Source organism: Vibrio sp. 1288 (assembly GCF_033344475.1).
Genome location: NZ_JAWPOX010000013.1, coordinates 70,895 through 88,917, shown reverse-complemented (window position 1 = coordinate 88,917; position 18,023 = coordinate 70,895). Strand labels below are relative to the sequence as shown.

The following is an 18,023-nucleotide window of genomic DNA, read 5'->3' as shown; positions in this document are numbered from 1 at the left end:
CGCTTGAACTTTTAAGAGTCATTTTTGAGCAGAGAGCCAAGTAGAGCGGCCAATTCCGATTTATACTTTCAAGGTAGAGAGCACTGTGCTCGCATCCATCGCAAAGTAACTATCGATATCTCTACATTGTATACTTTGTTAAACTCCGCCCTTTAATGAGTAAGGCCCTTAAAAATGATGACTGACGAAGAGAGAATCGAGCTGCAACAGAACAATCCACTGCACGGATTAAAGCTAGAGACTATGTTGCAAGAGTTAGTGGATTTTTACGGCTGGGACATTCTAGATACAGCAATGCGTTTTAATTGCTTTAACACTAAGCCTTCGATTGCAAGTAGCGTGAAGTATTTAAAGAAAACCGAATGGGCGAGAGAAAAATTAGAAAACTTTTACCTTTATCGCTTTAAGCGCATGCCACGCGCGAGCGAAGAAGAATACAACTTACCACCAAGAGCTCGTACCTTCCCTCATGGCCTTGAACCTAAAGAGCCAATGCCGCTAACCGTTGACTCTATTCTTAAGTCACAAGCCAAAGCAGCGTCTGCATTTAAAAAGCGTTCACCTCGCGGACGCCCTGCTCGTCGCCAATAACACTATCTTGAAAAGCAATAGAGCCCTACTGGTAGCTCCAGCAGGGCTCTATTGTTCTTTAAAGGAATGGCTAGAAGCGAAGACTCAAGCTAGTGAGCATTCCCTTTCTCCAGCAACTCCCGTAAGTAAACTCACATGTAGTTTACGTTTTCTATTGATTGCGCTTTTTCTTCTTTTTACCCGTACCTGCTGGCTTCGCTCGCGGCTTCATTGGTAAAAAGTAGGCTTCACTCTGATCGTCTTCCACTTCAAAACCGACTACCTGCTCGCGTTCAAGTTGGAACTTATTTTTCTTTTCTATCACTTTGAAATGGTGGTAGTCGTCGTAATCGATAAGAGATAACCCTAAACCTACTTCACCAGCACGACCACTACGACCGATTCGATGCATATAATCAGCAGGGCTACGCGGAAGATCGAAGTTAATCACCACTGGAAGTTTTTCAATATCAAGGCCGCGTGCTGCGATATCGGTGGCAATAAGAACTTGAATCTCGCCAGACTTAAAACCGTCAAGGACACGAGTACGAGCGCCCTGCCCTTTATCACCATGGAAAACTTCAGCGGTAATACCGCGTTTTGACAACTTTTGAGCTAAATGGTTACAGGCATTCTTAGCGTTCACAAAAATCAGAGTCTGTCGCCACTGATGCTGTTTGATTAAGTGCGCGAGTACCGCCGTCTTCTCACCTTTATTTACACTAAACACGCGCTGCACCAAAGTGCTGGCTTCTGCGCTCTGCAACTGAACTTCAACAGGGTCGCGGAGCAACTGCTGAGCCAACGTCGTCACTTTATCAGGGAAAGTTGCAGAAAATAACAGCGTCTGTTTCTTCTCTGGGAGTAACGCAAGAATCTTATTCAGTTCTTCGGTAAATCCGAGGCTCAACATACGGTCGGCTTCGTCAAGAACAAGCGTTTTTACTTGGTCCAACTTAATCGCGTTACTGGATACCAGATCAAGTAATCGACCCGGCGTTGCAACAATGATGTCACAGCCACCACGAAGCGCCAGCATTTGTGGGTTCACCGATACACCACCAAATACGGCAACCGTTTTGATCTTATCTCTGAGATGGTATGAGTAAGATTTGACGTTATATGCCACCTGTGATGCCAACTCACGAGTTGGTACTAAAATCAGGTGGGAAACGAAGTTGCCACGGCGATTGTTTGATTCGTCTTGCTGAACAATTTTTTGCAAGATTGGCAGCGAAAAAGCAGCGGTTTTACCAGACCCCGTATTGGCACCACCAATAATATCTTTCCCTTCAAGGATATCAGGAATAGAACGGGATTGAATGGGCGTCGGTTGGCTGTATTCCAACGCTTCTAGTCGCTCGACTAATGTTGGAATCAGGCCAAGATCGGCAAATGTCGCTTGCTGTGTTTTATCTGTCATTACAATGAGTGGCTCAGTGCTAGTAAAGGCCGTGTATCTTATGCTATTTCGCGTCTGGATGTTAGAGATAATGGCCCAAACAGAAGATTGGTGAAAGAAGCACTATAGGGTTCAGGAACTTCCTTTCACTAACATGAGTTAATGGTTTCGATAACCAATACTCTACGACCAAGATGGTAGCGTTCGCGACAAGCAAAGGGAAAAGGAGCCAGGCACTCTGACTCCTGTAAAGCAAAACACATTGTATTTTGGGGAAAGAGATTACAAAGGCAGGCCACACCCGAATCAAAGGCTTAACCACACTATTTAAGCTCTGCGGTTTTGAGAGCTTAATATAGCTTGAGAAAACTCCGGGTCACTAATGTCCATCGTTGTCTATTTAACTAATGTAGTGGACTCGGTTGTATAGATTACTTTCTCCCAATACCACGGTTCTTCTTAGGGCAAATTTGACTGCTATAGCCACAATCGTTACTGATGTCGTATATGGAAATACCTGTTGTCAGAAAGGTAACGCGCCAAGATGAGTAATGTTGCATATCATCCTCGTAAGCCCAATTCCTTCACGAGGTAGTAATGGAAAAAATTAATTTATCCCGATATCTGATATGTAGCTTCGCCTTTGTGTTGCTTTATCCTACGGCAATAGATCTCTACTTGGTTGCTTTACCACAAATCGCCCATGACCTGTCTGCCAGCGAATCACAACTTCATATTGCTTTTTCTATTTACCTCGCTGGTCTAGCATCGACTATGGTTTTTGTTGGGCGAACTGCTGATTGTTTAGGACGCAAACCTGTTGCCATTTGCGGTGCAGTGATTTTTACCCTTGCATCAATGTTCGCGGGCTCTGCTGAGACCAGTAATAGCTTCCTAATAATGCGCTTTTTCCAAGGCGTAGGTGCCGCATGTTGCTATGTAGTGGCCTTTGCCATTTTGCGTGACACCCTAGGGGACCCAGAGCGAGCTAAGGTTCTATCGATGCTCAATGGAAATATCTGCTCTATTCCAGTACTTGCCCCCGTGATCGGCAATCTGATTATGATCAAGTTTCTGTGGCCCGTGTTATTCACTGCCATGGCGATAATGGGTGTTGTGATAGGTTTAATTGCTTGCTTTGTCTTGAAAGAAACCTTGCCTAAAACCAAGCGCACAACTTTAAATGTGAGTGAAGCTTCCGACGAATCACTATCTAACCGCTTTTTCATATCGCGCGTTATTTATACATCTTTAGGCGTCACAGCTATTCTCTCTTATGTAAATACGTCACCAATGATAATAATGGATTCAATTGGTTTTACTCGAGGCGAATATTCAACAACGATAGCACTACTCGCGATGGTAGGTATGACGACATCGTTTTCAGTTCCATTTGCTCTTTCTTGCTTCAAACAAACCACATTGATGTTCGCTGCACAAATGACCAATTTTCTGTCGGCTATCGTTATTCTCGCGGCTCACTTGAATAGCGATAGTCCGACACTTTATATGGTAGGATTCACTCTGCTCAGCATGAGTTTTCCAATGGGGTTTGGTGTGGCGATGAGCCAAGCGTTAAGCCAGTTCTCACGCAAAGCTGGACTTGCAAGCTCTATGCTTGGCATAGGTCAGGTTTCTTGGTCTGCACTTTACATTTGGTTGATGGCGACGTTAGGTGTGTCGGCTGTGATGATGTTAATGATAGCGTTGGTTGCTAGTAGCGTTATTGGACTCTCCATAATATTATTATTTCCAAATCAGAACGTTAGTGAGCCTCATGAAGAAATCTCTTGCCCGACTTGATCTTAATTTACTGCTCACTCTGCAATTGCTACTGCAAGAGCAGAGTGTTACTAAAACGGCGAAAAAACTTAATGTAACTCCCTCAACCGTGAGTAAGTCTTTAGGCAAATTGCGCGCTTGGTTTGATGACCCGCTTTTTGTGAATACGCCGCAAGGCCTAAAGCCAACAAATCTCGCGACAAACGTGCAAGTGCTTTTGTCAGACTGGATGCAGATCGGTAACCAGATTGTTTCACTCAGAGGTGATGATGTTCCAAGCGGAGTTAAATTTCATCTTGGAGTAGAGTCGCCATTGTCACTCATCATGGTCGACGAACTGACCAAACGAATCCATGACTTTTACCCAGACTCAACGGTAAAGTACCATAACTGGGATGAGGACTCATTAGATGCCATCACTAGCGGTGAAGTGGATATTGGTTTTACTGGCCGCGAAAGCCATCCTCGCTCCAAAGAGTCGTTAGAACTGCTACCGTATTTCATTAACTTCGAAGTGTTGTTCTCAGATTTACCTATGGTGTATGTCCGCAAAGATCATCCTGCGCTCAAGCAAGAGTGGAATTTGGATACTTTCTTAAGCTATGCCCATATCAATGTAGCATGGGAGAAAAATGACAGTTGGGTGTTGGATGAGATCTTGGCTGAGCAGGGACACACTCGAAACGTTAGCCTAACGATGGCGAGTTTCGAGCAAGCTTTATTTGTTGCAGAAAAGCCCGACCATCAAATGTTAACCACAGCACCAAAATATTGTCAGCGATACTGCGAACAGCTTCACCCCAACTTAATAGCGTTGCCTATCCCCGTTGCTGAAGATTATCAGCACAAGCTACTGATTCCATTTACTATGATTTGGCACAAGCGCAATAACCAGAACCCTAAAATCGTGTGGTTGAGGGAGACGATAAAGAGCCTGTATGGCACAAGTTGAACGGTTAATGTTTAAGTACATTTAAAGCAAAGGAATAGACATTCTCCCCCCCCCCCTTATGTTGTCAATAACCGTAGGAGTATGGTCTTGCCTTCCATTAGATTAAATATTTTAAAATCTTGAACTCTATTATCCACTTCGAAATTGATTTCAGCTCATTTGAGGCAGAAAGAAGCTAGAAGCACTTGCTTATGTTGGGTGAGTAAATGTATGTAAAAGCCTCAGTACATAAAAACGAACCTAATTTAGGTAAGCTCTTGGCAACTATATGCCACGACTCGAAAAGTAACGCGTGGGTGAATCGCCATAGACCCGACGAAACATCGCAATAAAGTTACTGGGCGTCGAATAACCTAAAGCATGTGCAATATCTCCCACCGATTCCCCTCGAGCTATCATTTCTAATGAATGTATTAGCAGTACTTGTTGCTGCCATTCACTAAAACTCATGTTTAACTCACTTCGAATCAATCGTCTTAACGTCCGAGATGAGACTGCCCCAATATTGGCCCAATGCTCTACAGAATGCTTGCTGTTTGGGTCTATTAAAATTGCTTGAGTAACTTTTTGCAGTCTCGGATCTCTGGGCAGCGGGATGTGGAGTGACTCATGAGGGCTATTGACGATTTCATCGGATATTACGGCAAGAATACGTAAAGACTGTATGGATAGATCGTCTGTTTTGCTCCATATCGATGCTCTAACCGATAGGGCTTTCAACACATCGCTCATTTGGATAACACAAGGTCTCATTGGAAACCGCTCACAACTCTCTGGAGTAAACAGTAATGAACGACCTTTCAGAGAACCACAAAAATAAACACTGTGCATCGCACCCGGGGGGATCCAACCAGCTCGGTGAGGTGGTAGTATCCACGTTCCTTCATCGGTTTTGACCTGAATTAGCCCTTCATCTATACACAGTAACTGGCCTCGATGATGACTGTGCCAATTATGTGGCCGTTGATCCAAATGGTTGAAGTCGCTCCTTTCATGCTGCCACTCCTTAACGATCAGTGCGGCGCCATTTTTCCATTCGCTGTAATCAGAGTTTGTCACTTTATTTACTCAATTCCATTTTGGCCATTATTCATTATTTTCTGTCCTCTTAACGTTACCATAGCAAGTTAGCGTTCGAGTAACATTTTAGCAACGACCATTTTATCGAAGGCAGAACCATCATGAACGAACCTATCTTTATTATCTATTACATTACAGCAGGCTTGGGCATTGGCTTTCTCGCTGGACTCGTTGGTGTGGGTGGTGGTGGAATGGCCGTCCCTATTTTTGCGTTTCTATTTTCACTACAGGGAATAGCTGATACGGAAGTAGTGCATCTTGCGTTAGGGACATCAATGGCTTCGATGATTATTACAACATTGGGCAGCATGCGCGCTCACTACAAAAAAGAGAATGTAGACTCGACAATGGTAGTAAAAATGTTGAGCGGAGTTCTAGTCGGAACATTTTGCGCCACATTCGTAGCATCGTATCTACAAGGAGTCTATCTGGCAGGCTTTTTCAGCGTATTCATGTTGTATGTTGCTTATAAGATGTTTCTCAACACTGAAAATGAGTACAACCCTAACCCACATGGGGCTATCGGTAATATCACTGTAGGCTCGGTGATTGGCTCTGTATCAGCACTTGTCTCTATAAGCGGTGCGGGGTTGATCATCCCCTATCTTGTCCAGCAAAATTTTGAGGTAAAACGTGCTATTGGTACCTCTGCTGCGATAGGTTTCCCTATCGCGCTGTCAGGAAGCCTCGGTTACATGTTAAACGGATGGGGAAACACAGATTGGAACAACTTAGTATTAGGATACATATACCTTCCTGCAATGCTCAGCTTCTCCATTAGTAGCTACTTAACTACTAGCCTCGGCGTGCGTTGTGCAGAGTATTTCCCAAATAAAGTTCTTAAGAAAATCGTTGGTATTTTGTGTGTTCTTCTAAGTTTCAAAATGTTGGTACAAGTACTTAGTTAGAGCAAATAACACGGTCACTAGTAGGCCTTGCACTATGGTGAAAGGATAAGCCTGCAAAAACTTACTTCTCGCTTTGCTGGTCCAAGCACACAATGTGTAAGAAAGCTCCTCATTGTTGCACTCTTATGACTTTGTTAACCTGGCCAGAATTACATCCAAAATGTGCTGATGATTGTCCTTTCTGGAAACCTCATCACGCTCCTGGCAAAGTGCTTCCTCCCCTTCTGATGCGAGAATTTTAATGCCACGCTCAGTACATTCTGCGAACGCACTAAACTGACTCGCACTAGGAATCTCTTGAAACGTCACATTGGGAAGATCAACAAGTGATTCGGCTGGTGTCAGTGCGGGATGTAGCCGATCAGAAAGCATCACCACGGTGATAGCATTGTTCATCAAGGCCAGAGTTTCAGGGACAAAAGTTTTCGTTAACTCAGGGTTGATAACGACGACCGATTTCAGTTTGTTTTCAGACTGAAATCGGGGGAATTTTTTATCCGGGATGCTGGTAATATCAACGTTATTTTCACGTAACCAATGACAGTCTACATTGGTGGCGTTGTGACACGATGTTCGGTATTTCTCCGGGCTTATTTGCGCTCCGGAGAGCATCAGCATAGATGTGCCGCCCAGAAAAAAGCCGACCCCCTGCACTTCATCAGTATCTACACCTCCGGACAGTATCCCGGCCGAACTTAATTCGTTCAGTCCAAGCACCAAATCACTGGTTCTGAATGTGATTTCATCAGCAGCCATTTCTGCATTGATTTCGTTCGGTGCAGGAGGCTTTGGTACCACAACGACATAACCTTGTTGCGCCAGGCTCGAGGCTATCCAACCACTGTGGGAAAACGCTGACCGTGTTCCGCCCTGCGACAAAAGCACAACGGGAAATTTTCCACTTGCTAAAGGGGCATCTAACTGCGTTTCGACTGATTTAAAAATGTTCCCCCTACCAAACGAGAAGTTGTTTTTTTCGTTCGTTGTGGGATACCAATAATAGACTTCCACAGGCTTGTCTCTGTCTTCACTGAATCCCGTTTTGACTGTTAGCGCAGAATGGTATTTCGGCTCATTCGTACTGGCGCTGACACTGACACACAATGTAGCGAGTAGAAAAGACATTATTATTTTGGTTTTCATTTTTCCCTCAGCCGGCAAACACATTCTTCTGCACGGCATCTAGAAAAATAACGCGCAGGAGATTCTCCATATATTTTGCGAAACATAGCAATAAAGTGACTCGGAGTCGAGTAACCCAAAGCAAGTGCCTACTTTGAACTGCGCCAGCACTCTCTTGGACAAAAGCGTGTTAGTACTTATGTTTAATTCGATATATTTCGCATTATCTTACGTATAGTAAAACCTCTTATTGAAGGACCAATTCAACTCATCCACTACACCCATACTAATCCATCAAATGATAGGGTATAGAATAGACACGTCATTCTTTGTTGCTTCTCCAACGACTGATGTGTTATCCCCAGCACACACCAAATAGTCAATATCCGAAACATCCATCAAACGATAAGGTGCAGATGTCTGATCTTTCTCCTCTGTAAATATCACTGTTAACGCTCCACCTTGTTTGAACAATTGCTGCTTAAAATTCGCGTCAGAATAATTTAGGGCTGTAAAACCACTTTCTTTTGACCAGCCACAAACTCCAATAAATACCATATCAAAGTTAAAAGCTTGGATTTCTGATACCGCTTTTGCATCTACTACAGCTCCAAGTGAACAGTCAACCTGTCCTCCAATCAAAATGACATTTTTTTGCCCAGAATTGAACAGGCTCATAGCGATATGAACAGAATTGGTCACAATGGTGAGTTCAAGATCAGTAGGTACCCTATCCGCAAAAACCATATTTGAGCTGCTCGCATCTATAAAAATAAGTTGACCTTTTTTAAGGAGAGAGATGGCTACTTCCGCTAGTTTCTGTTTTTCATCAACGTGTTGACTACATCGCTCATTAACACTCCCAGAAGCAGGCGTATTGAGTATTGCTCCGCCGTGAGTTCGCTTACAAAGCCCCATTTCTGCAAGCTTATTCAGGTCTCTTCGAATAGTGATGCCGGTTGTCTCCAATCGTTGCGCAACATCGCTAGCATTCAAACTTCCTTCTTTGGCTAATATGTCTAACAACAACCTTTGTCGCTGTTCAGCGATACACTTTTTCATATACCCACCTCAAAAAATAAGTATTGACACTATATCGTAATGATCAAAAATGAACAGACCAATGAGCATTAATGAACACAAAAATTGACTTCAACAAATAGAGGTATATGTAAATGATTGAATTTGAGAGAATGACGGCAGGGCTTTTGTACGACCCTGCTAACAAAGAGCTCGTTGCATTGAGAGAGTCAACGAAACATAAGCTTGAACGATTTAATTATGCACTTTCAACAAATGAGGCTGCGCAAAAACAGGCGGTTAAAGAACTTTTTGGAAAGGTTGGAGAGCAGGTTTCACTCAATCGTAACTTTTGGTGTGACTACGGTATAAACATCAAAGTAGGTGACAACTTTTATGCAAACCATGATTGCGTTATTTTGGATTGCGCAGAGGTAAATATCGGCGACAATTGTTTAATTGGCCCTCAAGTGGGTATTTATACCGCTTGCCACCCTCTGGATCCAATTGAACGCAGATCTGGAAAAGAATTTGCGAAACCGATAACAATTGGCAATGACTGCTGGATTGGTGGGAATGCAACTATAAATCCTGGTGTCACACTTGGAAACAATGTGGTCGTAGCCTCAGGTTCAATTGTAACGAAGAGCTTTGGCGATAATGTCATCATTGCTGGGAACCCAGCACGTATCATCAAGCACATTGAATAGGATCAAAGTTTAAACTGCTCAGTACTGCAAACACCTGACATTACGAGCATCCCCCCTTGGTTAGCACGACTACACATATTCCATTTCGAAGCTAGAGGCTCCGCTTTTAAAGGCCTTTAAGTGAACATGAGTTCGTGCTTGCCATTAATAACCTTTAATGAGTAAATTGACTAACAAGATTAAAAATGTAAGGCAATATGCGATGAATTAGTGACAAAAAGCATTTGGCCTAAGAAGAAAAGGGGCATTAGTTAGTTCTATTGCCGAAGCGACGAGATCAGAAGCGGGTTGGAGCAGAGGTGATTTACGAAACAACCTGTTTCGCAATTATGCAAGACCCTCTTGCATAATTGGTTACTAGAGTTTGTCCAACAACCTGTTGGACAATTGGGAAACAGCTTGTTTCACAAATAAATCTCATGACGGCTTCTTGCGCTCTAAACACATCTTGGGGCATAAATGAGCCAGCACAGCTCTAGCTGGCTCGAAGATGGACAGAAACGTGCCAGTGACTTTGCTAAATTAGCTAACCACGAATTACCTCAAGTATGGGAAAGTCCTTTCCGTAACTAAATATGTAAAGCCAATACACACCAAACTATGACTCATTATCATAGGATAAATGCCCCTCTTTTCCTCCTGCACACTTTGATATTAAATGCACGCCACATCATTTTTTGTTCAATCACAAACTTAAAAGTCAAAGTTATGTCTTCAGAAAACATCAGCGAACTGGATATTGCCTCTCCAGTATCGTCGTCAAAAAAGCTACTTATAGTTTTAGCTCCTTGGATATTTGTTTTCCTATGGAGTACCGGATTTGTTGGGGCCAAATTTACGGTTCAATACAGTGAACCTTTTCATCTACTTTTTCTACGCGGGCTTTTTTCTTGCTTGGCGTTTTTTATATTAGCTTTATTGTTTAAAGCCAAATTTCCTTCAGTCAAAGGAATCGCGAAACAGCTCGTCGTTGGGCTGTTCTTACACGCCCTTTTCCTTGGTGGCTGCTTTTACTCAATGCACTTGGGTATACCATCAGGCATCGTAGCATTGATCACCGGACTTCAACCGATACTGACAGCGATTGTAGTGTCGACCCTGCACAGACAGAGCTTAAGCATTGGTAAGTGGATAGGAATCATCATCGGATTTTTTGGTGTGTATTTTGTTTTATCGCCAGGACAACAAGATTTTCACCTCAATGCGTTAGGTCTTTTATGCGCTATCGCTGGACTTGTTGGTGTTACCGTCGGAGCACTGTATCAAAAGAGTTCCAACAGTGACGGTCATGTGTTGAGTGCTACATTTTTCCAATATGTTTCACTGACCGTTGTCATGGGTATTATGAGTGTTCTGTTTGAGCACACTCCTGTCCATTGGAATATCCCATTTGCTTTGGGTCTGACCTGGTTAGTTCTTGGTGTATCAGTGACTGCGGTTCTGTTACTGATTTTTATGATCCAAAGTGGCGAATCCACCAAAGTCGCTACCTATTTTTATCTTGTTCCGGTCCTTACAGCCGCAGAAGCCTGGGCGCTTTTTGGTGAACCAATCACGACCTCGATGTTGATTGGGATGGCAATGTCCATCATTGGCCTACTTCTTGTGATTCGCAAGTAACCCTGCATCTTATTTAAACGAGTTAATACAATGATGAAAAAACATTTATATCAAGCGCCTGCGGTCAACAAGAAACGTTATGGCGACACAGTTGTCACGATGCTGAGTGATGGATACTTAGATGCATCTTTTGAACTATTAAATGGCATAGAAGCTTCTCAAGCAGAGGCTGCTCTTGAACAAAAGGGGGTAGAGCCTCTTCCAAGAATGAATATCAATGCCTATGTTGTCGAGACATCAAATCGAACCATACTGATTGATAGCGGTGCAGGTGGAATTAACGGTTGGGGTGGCAGACTCCCCGCTGCTTTAAGAGCGGCTGGTTTCGATCCACTCGATATTGATACCGTTCTTTTGACGCATGCTCATCCTGACCACGTTGGTGGGTTGGCGGGTCCATTAGCGACTCTTTTTTTGCAAATGTTCAAGAGCTTTACGTTCATGAACAAGAACTCGCATTTTGGAGAAATGATACCATTATGTCTTCGGCACCAGATGGGTTTAAACCATTCTTTAACGTAGCAAGAAATGCTTTTGATGCCTACAAAGATAAGTTAGTGCCATTTAATCAAGAGTCATTATTGACTGATATCCAGACTGTACCTTTATTCGGGCATACACTTGGACACAGCGGCTTTTTAGTCGGTAGTGGTAATGAATCACTACTAATATGGGGTGATATTGTTCATTTCCCTCATATTCAGACCTCAAATCCAGATGTGTCTATTGCCTTTGACAACAATCCAGAGGAAGCCGCAAAGATGCGTAAAACCCTTTTAGATAGAGTCTCTACAGATCATATTTCTGTGAGTGGTATGCATTTCAACTTGCCTGCCTCTGGTAAAATTAAGCGAGAAAACAACCAGTACACATTAAATTATGACCTTTGGTCTCCAGTTGTCTGAGTCGGTCATGGACGTGTTATAACGAAAGGCCACGCAGTTTTTATCTACGTAGCCTTTTCGTGATACATCGCTGATGTCGATTATTTACGCATAAAATAAAGAATCTGCACATTCCTATGCTGGTGGGATCATTCTATTTCTGCATAAAAAATAAGGAAAGCGTCAGACATACTTTCTGGCTTCAATGCAGTGTAAGAATAATGTCTCAGGTTCCCAGAATAATCGATGATCGATTTTTTCCCTTTTCTGGTCTTCTTTACATCATATTCCTGCCACATCCGTTTAAATTCTTCACTTCGTAGCAGCAGGTCGTTAATCACGGTTTCAAATCGAGGCTTATTGCTGCTTAAAGCATAGTATGAGCGAAAAGAGGCGATGGTACTCTGGGCGGCGGCAGACCAGTCAGGAATGCGTTCTTTGTATTCTGGGTTCAGGAACATCAATTTCAGTGAGTTTCTGTCCAAGTCATCAACACTCGACCAGTTAAAGATTTTTTGCTCTGAGGCTTTATTCCAATAAAGAATGTCCATATTCTCACTACGAACAAACGCTGGGTGAGGGTCAAGAGCCTTTATCATTTGTTTTAGCTCGTCTTGTAGCTGTATATCACTGTGAGCTGAATATGATGTCCCAAAAACCGTCGCTTCGAAATACTCTTGCTCATCAGAACTGAGCTTTAATACTTTCCCAATTCGTTTGATGGCTTCAATCGAGATACTTATATCACGACCTTGTTCTAGCCATGTGTACCAACTTACGCTGACGGCGGCCAGTTGTGCCACTTCTTCACGGCGTAGCCCTTTGACTCTGCGATGGTAGGTCGAAAAACCATAATCGGTAGGATCCAACTTTCCCCTGTGCTTGAGTAAAAACTGGTTTAAATCATAGTTTCTTTCCGAACCATTCTTACTCTTCACTGTGTTAAGACTCATACACGGAGCACTCAATCAGATTTCCATCAGGATCTCGAAAGTAGAAGGAAGTGATCGGCCCCAGCGCTCCAGTACGATTAACCGGGCCTTCTATAATTTTAACTTTTTGAGCCTGAACATGTTGCATTGCGCTTTCTAAATCCCCGTCAATGATAAAACAGAGATCGGCACTACCCGCTTGTACATGTCGTGCCTTAGGCTCAAACTCACTGCCTAGCTGGTGCAAATTGATCTTTTGCTGGCCATATTCCAAGGCGACTCGCCCTTCTCCGAAGGTGACCGCATTCATACCCATCACCGATTGAAAGAAAGCCACCGATGTCGGAATATCAGCCACGGTTAAAACAAAATGGTCGAGGCGCTTAATGTTCAAATTCCTTTCTCCTTTGAAGTTATGACGTGATTAAACGGATGAACTCCATACTAAGTAGACAGCCAACAATATAAACAAGATAGCATTGATCTTATTCAACCAGTGTCGATGTTCGCCCAGAAAGAGTGTTTTGGCCTTATAGGCGAGTAACGCATAGGTTGAATGCGCACAGATAAATGCCAGACTGAATATCCCTACCAACACCGAAAACTGTACAACATAGCTTTCATCTGGCTTGATAAAGTGAGGGAAAACAGAAAAGAAGAACAGGATAGCATTCGGGTTACTAAATTGTAACAGGACACCTTCCCCAAACACTTGCCTCTTTTTGAAAACCACGTCCGTAGAAATAACTTGAGCCTTGCGGCTGCTAAACCACAGTTTAAGTCCCAAATAAAATAAGTAGGCGGATCCGCAATAAGAAACCACTTTAAAAGCCATAGGAGAGGACACCAACAGCAGCCCCAGACTTGTAGCAGAGAACAGAGCGACAGAACAAACGCCCAGCGTTAAACCTGATATCCCAACGACCGAACCTTGAAAACCAAAGTTAATCGCGTTCGTGATGGATTTTAAAGTACCTGGGCCAGGCATATATACGACGGCTAATGCAATTGCAGCAAAACTGAAATAGGTATCCAAGATGACACTCGTTATAGTAAAGAAAGAAGTACTATTGTCAGTCGTTCTTGAATTAGTGAAAAATACTATTTAACTAATAGTTTGATACGTTTTTCTTATCAGTGACATGTTCTTTCAACCACTTAACACCGTATTCGACTAAAGGGTGTCCTCGCTTAGGATCCCATACTAACGCGGCGGTCACGATGGATATCAGCTCTTCAAGCGGGACAAGCTTTACATTACTGGGGATCATGCTGACCATGCTCATAGGTACTAAAGCAACCCCCTGGCCACAACTCACATAGGCAATCTGAGCAGTAACCGAACGAACTTCGTAGAGTATGCGTGGGTTAAACCCATGATTTCTACAGGCTGAAGTTAATAGATCGAAATACGTTGGATTAACCCGTCTGGAAGACATAACAAATGCTTCCTCTTTTAGATCTCTCGGCGAGATACACATCGCTTCCCCCATTGGATGATTCAGTGGTAACGCAACGCCGAGCTTATCTTCTGTTAAAGGAAACGTGCTTAATCCCATACCGACCTCACCTTCCACCCGAACAAACGCCAGATCCAATTCACCAGAAGATAACGATGTGATTGCTTCAGCGCTGTCAATTTCATCGACAAAAACCGTGACATTTGGGTAACGTTGTTTGAAGTGTTCTAGAAAAGCTGGCACAACTTCAAACATAGCAGATGTGATGGCACCAATATGAATGACACCAGATTGTCCGTGCGCCACCTCTCGAACGGTCTTTTCCAGAGATGACATTTGAACAACAAACTTTTGCACATGAGGAAGAATAGCTTTTCCCGACGCGCTAAGTTTAGTACCGCGTCGAGAGCGTTCAAACAAAGTGAGCTTCAACGACTGCTCAAGTATTTTGATTTGCTCCGTTAAAGGAGGCTGAGACATTCCCAGTCGCTTTGCCGCACGACCAAAGTTCTCTTCTTCGGCAACTGCCAGAAAAAGATAAAGCTGTTTTATCAACCTGTAATCGATTTTACTCATCAATAGTCCCTAACGACGCAATAATGAAGTACGTTAAAATGCCCAATGCTATACTGCTAATTCTATTTTCGTATCACATAGATACTAATATTAGAATTCAACTATCAATCAAAAGCTGTACATTGGCAACATCAACAACAGATGTGAGTATTGTATGGAGCTATTTTCAAGCCAACGTTTCCCTTTTTTAATCGAAGGTGTACACCTTAGCGTTTCCGCGATAACCAGATCGGGCGAAAAAGCTCCGATTGTCTTTCTCCATGGATTTGGTTCCACCAAAGAAGATTACGCCGACATCGTTTACTATGCAGAGTTTAACGGTCATCCTTTTCTTGCCTACGACGCACCAGGATGCGGCGAAACACAATGTAGCGACCCCACATCCGTGACGATCCCTTTTCTGCTGAAAACAGCCATTGCGATACTGGATCAAGTTGGGTTCAAACGGTTTCATCTTGTGGGACATTCCATGGGAGGGTTAACCGCGTTAATGCTGGCACATCAGTACCCAAACCGCGTTCTCAGCTTCACCGATATTGAAGGGAACATAGCACCAGAAGATTGTTTTCTGAGCCGCCAGATTATCAATTATCCATCGGACAACGCAGCAGAATTTTTTGATGAATTTATTATGCGAACTCGCCATGCACCACACTACGCAAGTGCCTTGTATTCCGCTAGTTTGCGCCACAAAGTACGAGCAGATGCCGTTAAACCTATCTTTACGTCTATGGTTGAACTGTCTGATGATGGTGAATTGATGGATAAGTTTCTTAACTTACCTTGCCCTAAGATGTTCATGTATGGGGAGCAGAATCAAGATCTGTCCTACTTATCTCATATTGAGAGCCAAGGCGTAAAACTGGCAGAAATACCGTACTGCGGGCATTTCCCTATGTACTCAAACCCTGTCAGTATGTGGAGCCATATTGCTCAAAATATTATACGTTCATCTTAACGTATTCTTTTGGTGTCACTCCCATGATTCGTTTAAACATAGCGATAAACGCAGACGAACTGGAATAACCCAGCTCAAGGGCGATAACTTCAACACTATCGCCCGACTCCAATCGATTCATGGCTTTCAGTACTTTAAGCTTTTGCTTCCACTCCGTGAGCGGCATCCCCAATTCTTTGTTGCTTTTTCTCATGAGAGTACGCTCTGTAACGTAAAAATGAGAAGCCAGCGTTTTAAGAGGAATGTCTTGATCAAGATGATTTTCGATATGGTCAAGTACCCGCGATAACGTTGCATCATCAGTCGAAGGTAAAAAACTCTCGATAGAATTAGTCTGCTTAAGTTGATCGTAAATAACCCGAATTAGGCGAGTTTGCTCGGCCGAATAAGGCGACACTGGTAAAAATTGTTTTAAATGTTCAAGCGCGGAGCGAACCAATGGGGTGACTTGTAAAGCACATACTCTGTTTGGCAATGCGTTAGCATAAGACGGCTCAATATATAACGAACAATGTGTTGCCTCATATTGATTGAAACCTTGATGTTCGATTCCCGGTGGAAGCCAAATCCCATACTGAGACGGAGCCAAGTAGGAGCGTCTACCGATCCTCACTTCCATAACGCCATTGTAAGAATAGACAAATTCTCCCCAAGGATGACTGTGGTTAGGATAACTCGAATCGGCAGGAATTTCCGCGACGCGAAAATACATCGGCTCAGGGATGTGGTTTTGAAATGGAACTAAACTGCAATTTTTTTTCATAACCCAAAGTGTCACTTCTGCGCGGTTGCATGTCAGTTTTAAACTATATGTTTTGAATGCGTCACAGGCAATATAAATATTAACAACAATCACCAGAAGATAAACAATCATGCAACAACGACAAGCTATCGATGTCACCTCCTTCTCTCTGATGGTCATCTTTTGTATGATCATGGGAGGGCAGCAAGTCGCCATTAAAGCCGTCAGTACTGACATGGCTCCAATCGTCCAACTTGCTTTACGCTCATTATTTGCAGCCGTTTTGATCCTAACGTACATGCGTTTTAAAAAAGAACGTTTTGTCTCTGAATCCGGTGCAATAAAATATGGAATTCTTGCGGGAATCTTCTTTGCATTGGAATTTTTCTTATTGGGAGAAGCTCTAACCCGAACGACCGCAGCTCACGCCGTTGTGTTTCTATATAGTTCTCCCATCTTTACCGCTTTAATCCTTCATTTATTTGTTCCATCAGAAAGAATGTCGTTACTTCAATGGGGTGGGATTCTGATTGCGTTTTCCGGTATCGGCATCATTTTCTGGGAACCGAGTTCAATGGATGCCTCAGGTACGTTCATCGGAGATATTCTTGCTTTTCTGGCTGCCTTAGCCTGGTCATTGACAACGGTGATTGTGCGATGTACTTCCCTTTCGAAAGTACCAGCAAAACAAGTGGTCTTCTATCAACTCATTGTTGGATTTGTTTTACTGGCGATGACCTCTACCGTAACTCAACAGTGGCATTTTAATTCGACACCTATGGTGTGGGTTAATCTAATATTTCAATCAGTAATCGTGTCGTTTCTGGCCTTTTTAGTCTGGTTTTGGCTGCTGGGCCGTTATCAAGCGTCACAAATTGGCATTCTCTCATTTATGACACCATTGTTTGGTGTGGTCTTTGGTTACATCTTGCTGGGAGAACACCTCGATAAGCAATTCCTGATAGGCTCAGTTTTCATCCTTTCTGGTATCTTTGTCGTCAATAGTTCTAGCTGGGTGTTAAGAAAAATTCATCGCTTGCAACAAGCTAAGAATAAAGCATCAGAGTTAAAGGTAGGCTCATCAAGCATTAGAAAAAGTAGCCCAAAGTGAATAGCTCAGTATGTGGGGTTGTAGAATGCTGAAACACATTGGGGCACTTTTGCGTTGGAAAGTACTCAACGTGAAGGTTCTCGACAAAGATGAATCAACTCGATGCTGCCCAAAAGACGTCTAAGCGAGTTTCAGATTTCAAGTAACTTTTGAGACTTTGAGCACAACTTCGAGCACTTTATGTATATCGGTGT

At 43.1% G+C, this 18,023-nt stretch carries 19 protein-coding genes; 10 read left to right on the top strand and 9 right to left on the bottom strand.

The window, feature by feature from the left end:
• Nucleotides 1-174 precede the first annotated feature (174 nt).
• A complete protein-coding gene (locus R8O11_RS11930) occupies nucleotides 175-591 on the top strand; it encodes a VF530 family DNA-binding protein (RefSeq protein ID WP_005375544.1) in 417 nt (138 codons plus the stop codon).
• A 151-nt stretch (nucleotides 592-742) separates the two neighbouring features.
• Here the strand turns inward: R8O11_RS11930 and R8O11_RS11925 are convergent, their stop codons facing one another.
• Nucleotides 743-1,993 (bottom strand): DEAD/DEAH box helicase, encoded by a 1,251-nt coding sequence (locus R8O11_RS11925; RefSeq protein WP_005375545.1) that lies wholly within the window; start codon nucleotides 1,991-1,993, stop codon nucleotides 743-745.
• 576 nt (nucleotides 1,994-2,569) lie between these two features.
• Here R8O11_RS11925 and R8O11_RS11920 point away from each other — a divergent pair.
• Both R8O11_RS11920 and yidZ read left to right on the top strand, forming a co-directional pair.
• Nucleotides 2,570-3,775, top strand: coding sequence for an MFS transporter (locus R8O11_RS11920; RefSeq protein WP_262647021.1), 1,206 nt, complete (start codon nucleotides 2,570-2,572; stop codon nucleotides 3,773-3,775).
• Complete coding sequence (gene yidZ, locus R8O11_RS11915) at nucleotides 3,750-4,706, top strand: HTH-type transcriptional regulator YidZ (protein WP_033907131.1); 957 nt, start codon at nucleotides 3,750-3,752, stop codon at nucleotides 4,704-4,706. The genes R8O11_RS11920 and yidZ overlap by 26 nt, the downstream gene beginning before the upstream one ends.
• Before the next feature lie 264 nt (nucleotides 4,707-4,970).
• Here the strand turns inward: yidZ and R8O11_RS11910 are convergent, their stop codons facing one another.
• A complete protein-coding gene (locus R8O11_RS11910) occupies nucleotides 4,971-5,765 on the bottom strand; it encodes a helix-turn-helix transcriptional regulator (RefSeq protein WP_318194178.1) in 795 nt (264 codons plus the stop codon).
• Between the two features lie 122 nt (nucleotides 5,766-5,887).
• On the opposite strand from R8O11_RS11910, the gene R8O11_RS11905 reads away from it, so the two are divergent.
• Nucleotides 5,888-6,694: a sulfite exporter TauE/SafE family protein gene (locus R8O11_RS11905; protein ID WP_033907508.1), complete on the top strand. Its 807-nt coding sequence runs from the start codon at nucleotides 5,888-5,890 to the stop codon at nucleotides 6,692-6,694.
• Between the two features lie 123 nt (nucleotides 6,695-6,817).
• Here R8O11_RS11905 and R8O11_RS11900 read toward each other — a convergent pair whose 3' ends face one another.
• Both R8O11_RS11900 and R8O11_RS11890 read right to left on the bottom strand, forming a co-directional pair.
• Nucleotides 6,818-7,837: a hypothetical protein gene (locus R8O11_RS11900; protein ID WP_318194177.1), complete on the bottom strand. Its 1,020-nt coding sequence runs from the start codon at nucleotides 7,835-7,837 to the stop codon at nucleotides 6,818-6,820.
• A 273-nt stretch (nucleotides 7,838-8,110) separates the two neighbouring features.
• Nucleotides 8,111-8,878: a DeoR/GlpR family DNA-binding transcription regulator gene (locus R8O11_RS11890; protein WP_033906850.1), complete on the bottom strand. Its 768-nt coding sequence runs from the start codon at nucleotides 8,876-8,878 to the stop codon at nucleotides 8,111-8,113.
• Nucleotides 8,879-8,991: 113 nt separating this feature from the next.
• Between R8O11_RS11890 and R8O11_RS11885 the strand changes: the two genes are divergently transcribed.
• The 4 genes from R8O11_RS11885 to R8O11_RS11870 all read left to right on the top strand — a co-directional run bounded on the left by R8O11_RS11885 (nucleotide 8,992) and on the right by R8O11_RS11870 (nucleotide 12,071).
• On the top strand, nucleotides 8,992-9,546 hold the full coding sequence (locus R8O11_RS11885) for a sugar O-acetyltransferase (RefSeq protein WP_033906849.1): 555 nt from the start codon (nucleotides 8,992-8,994) through the stop codon (nucleotides 9,544-9,546).
• Between the two features lie 708 nt (nucleotides 9,547-10,254).
• Nucleotides 10,255-11,166: a DMT family transporter gene (locus R8O11_RS11880; protein ID WP_050550106.1), complete on the top strand. Its 912-nt coding sequence runs from the start codon at nucleotides 10,255-10,257 to the stop codon at nucleotides 11,164-11,166.
• 30 nt (nucleotides 11,167-11,196) lie between these two features.
• Nucleotides 11,197-11,688 carry an MBL fold metallo-hydrolase gene (locus tag R8O11_RS11875; RefSeq protein WP_201785723.1) on the top strand — a complete coding sequence of 164 codons (492 nt, stop codon included), beginning with the start codon at nucleotides 11,197-11,199 and terminating at the stop codon, nucleotides 11,686-11,688.
• Nucleotides 11,646-12,071, top strand: coding sequence for a hypothetical protein (locus R8O11_RS11870; protein WP_201785724.1), 426 nt, complete (start codon nucleotides 11,646-11,648; stop codon nucleotides 12,069-12,071). The genes R8O11_RS11875 and R8O11_RS11870 overlap by 43 nt, the downstream gene beginning before the upstream one ends.
• Before the next feature lie 128 nt (nucleotides 12,072-12,199).
• Here R8O11_RS11870 and R8O11_RS11865 read toward each other — a convergent pair whose 3' ends face one another.
• From R8O11_RS11865 to R8O11_RS11850, 4 genes are all read right to left on the bottom strand, one after another.
• On the bottom strand, nucleotides 12,200-12,988 hold the full coding sequence (locus R8O11_RS11865; RefSeq protein ID WP_201785725.1) for a helix-turn-helix transcriptional regulator: 789 nt from the start codon (nucleotides 12,986-12,988) through the stop codon (nucleotides 12,200-12,202).
• Between the two features lie 4 nt (nucleotides 12,989-12,992).
• Nucleotides 12,993-13,376 (bottom strand): VOC family protein, encoded by a 384-nt coding sequence (locus R8O11_RS11860; protein ID WP_033906847.1) that lies wholly within the window; start codon nucleotides 13,374-13,376, stop codon nucleotides 12,993-12,995.
• Nucleotides 13,377-13,406: 30 nt separating this feature from the next.
• Complete coding sequence (locus tag R8O11_RS11855) at nucleotides 13,407-14,018, bottom strand: LysE family translocator (RefSeq protein ID WP_050550104.1); 612 nt, start codon at nucleotides 14,016-14,018, stop codon at nucleotides 13,407-13,409.
• A 73-nt stretch (nucleotides 14,019-14,091) separates the two neighbouring features.
• The gene (locus R8O11_RS11850) at nucleotides 14,092-15,018 is read right to left on the bottom strand and encodes a LysR substrate-binding domain-containing protein (protein ID WP_318194176.1); all 927 of its coding nucleotides are present in this window, start codon (nucleotides 15,016-15,018) and stop codon (nucleotides 14,092-14,094) included.
• A gap of 154 nt (nucleotides 15,019-15,172) precedes the next feature.
• Here R8O11_RS11850 and R8O11_RS11845 point away from each other — a divergent pair, with 154 nt between their 5' ends.
• Nucleotides 15,173-15,976: an alpha/beta fold hydrolase gene (locus tag R8O11_RS11845; RefSeq protein ID WP_033906845.1), complete on the top strand. Its 804-nt coding sequence runs from the start codon at nucleotides 15,173-15,175 to the stop codon at nucleotides 15,974-15,976.
• Here the strand turns inward: R8O11_RS11845 and R8O11_RS11840 are convergent.
• Nucleotides 15,960-16,850, bottom strand: a complete 891-nt coding sequence (locus R8O11_RS11840) for an AraC family transcriptional regulator (RefSeq protein WP_081886426.1) — start codon at nucleotides 16,848-16,850, stop codon at nucleotides 15,960-15,962. The genes R8O11_RS11845 and R8O11_RS11840 overlap by 17 nt on opposite strands.
• Between R8O11_RS11840 and R8O11_RS11835 the strand changes: the two genes are divergently transcribed.
• Nucleotides 16,849-17,829, top strand: coding sequence for a DMT family transporter (locus tag R8O11_RS11835; protein ID WP_050550103.1), 981 nt, complete (start codon nucleotides 16,849-16,851; stop codon nucleotides 17,827-17,829). The genes R8O11_RS11840 and R8O11_RS11835 overlap by 2 nt on opposite strands.
• Nucleotides 17,830-18,023: the final 194 nt, after the last annotated feature.

What these genes read in the sequence shown, in the direction of transcription:
- R8O11_RS11930 (WP_005375544.1), top strand. Translation starts at nt 175, where the DNA reads ATGATGACTGACGAAGAGAGAATCGAGCTGCAACAGAACAATCCACTG.
- R8O11_RS11925 (WP_005375545.1), bottom strand. Translation starts at nt 1,993, where the DNA reads ATGACAGATAAAACACAGCAAGCGACATTTGCCGATCTTGGCCTGATT.
- R8O11_RS11920 (WP_262647021.1), top strand. Translation starts at nt 2,570, where the DNA reads ATGGAAAAAATTAATTTATCCCGATATCTGATATGTAGCTTCGCCTTT.
- yidZ (WP_033907131.1), top strand. Translation starts at nt 3,750, where the DNA reads ATGAAGAAATCTCTTGCCCGACTTGATCTTAATTTACTGCTCACTCTG.
- R8O11_RS11905 (WP_033907508.1), top strand. Translation starts at nt 5,888, where the DNA reads ATGAACGAACCTATCTTTATTATCTATTACATTACAGCAGGCTTGGGC.
- R8O11_RS11900 (WP_318194177.1), bottom strand. Translation starts at nt 7,837, where the DNA reads ATGAAAACCAAAATAATAATGTCTTTTCTACTCGCTACATTGTGTGTC.
- R8O11_RS11890 (WP_033906850.1), bottom strand. Translation starts at nt 8,878, where the DNA reads ATGAAAAAGTGTATCGCTGAACAGCGACAAAGGTTGTTGTTAGACATA.
- R8O11_RS11885 (WP_033906849.1), top strand. Translation starts at nt 8,992, where the DNA reads ATGATTGAATTTGAGAGAATGACGGCAGGGCTTTTGTACGACCCTGCT.
- R8O11_RS11880 (WP_050550106.1), top strand. Translation starts at nt 10,255, where the DNA reads ATGTCTTCAGAAAACATCAGCGAACTGGATATTGCCTCTCCAGTATCG.
- R8O11_RS11875 (WP_201785723.1), top strand. Translation starts at nt 11,197, where the DNA reads ATGATGAAAAAACATTTATATCAAGCGCCTGCGGTCAACAAGAAACGT.
- R8O11_RS11870 (WP_201785724.1), top strand. Translation starts at nt 11,646, where the DNA reads ATGTCTTCGGCACCAGATGGGTTTAAACCATTCTTTAACGTAGCAAGA.
- R8O11_RS11850 (WP_318194176.1), bottom strand. Translation starts at nt 15,018, where the DNA reads ATGAGTAAAATCGATTACAGGTTGATAAAACAGCTTTATCTTTTTCTG.
- R8O11_RS11845 (WP_033906845.1), top strand. Translation starts at nt 15,173, where the DNA reads ATGGAGCTATTTTCAAGCCAACGTTTCCCTTTTTTAATCGAAGGTGTA.
- R8O11_RS11835 (WP_050550103.1), top strand. Translation starts at nt 16,849, where the DNA reads ATGCAACAACGACAAGCTATCGATGTCACCTCCTTCTCTCTGATGGTC.
- R8O11_RS11840 (WP_081886426.1), bottom strand. Translation starts at nt 16,850, where the DNA reads ATGATTGTTTATCTTCTGGTGATTGTTGTTAATATTTATATTGCCTGT.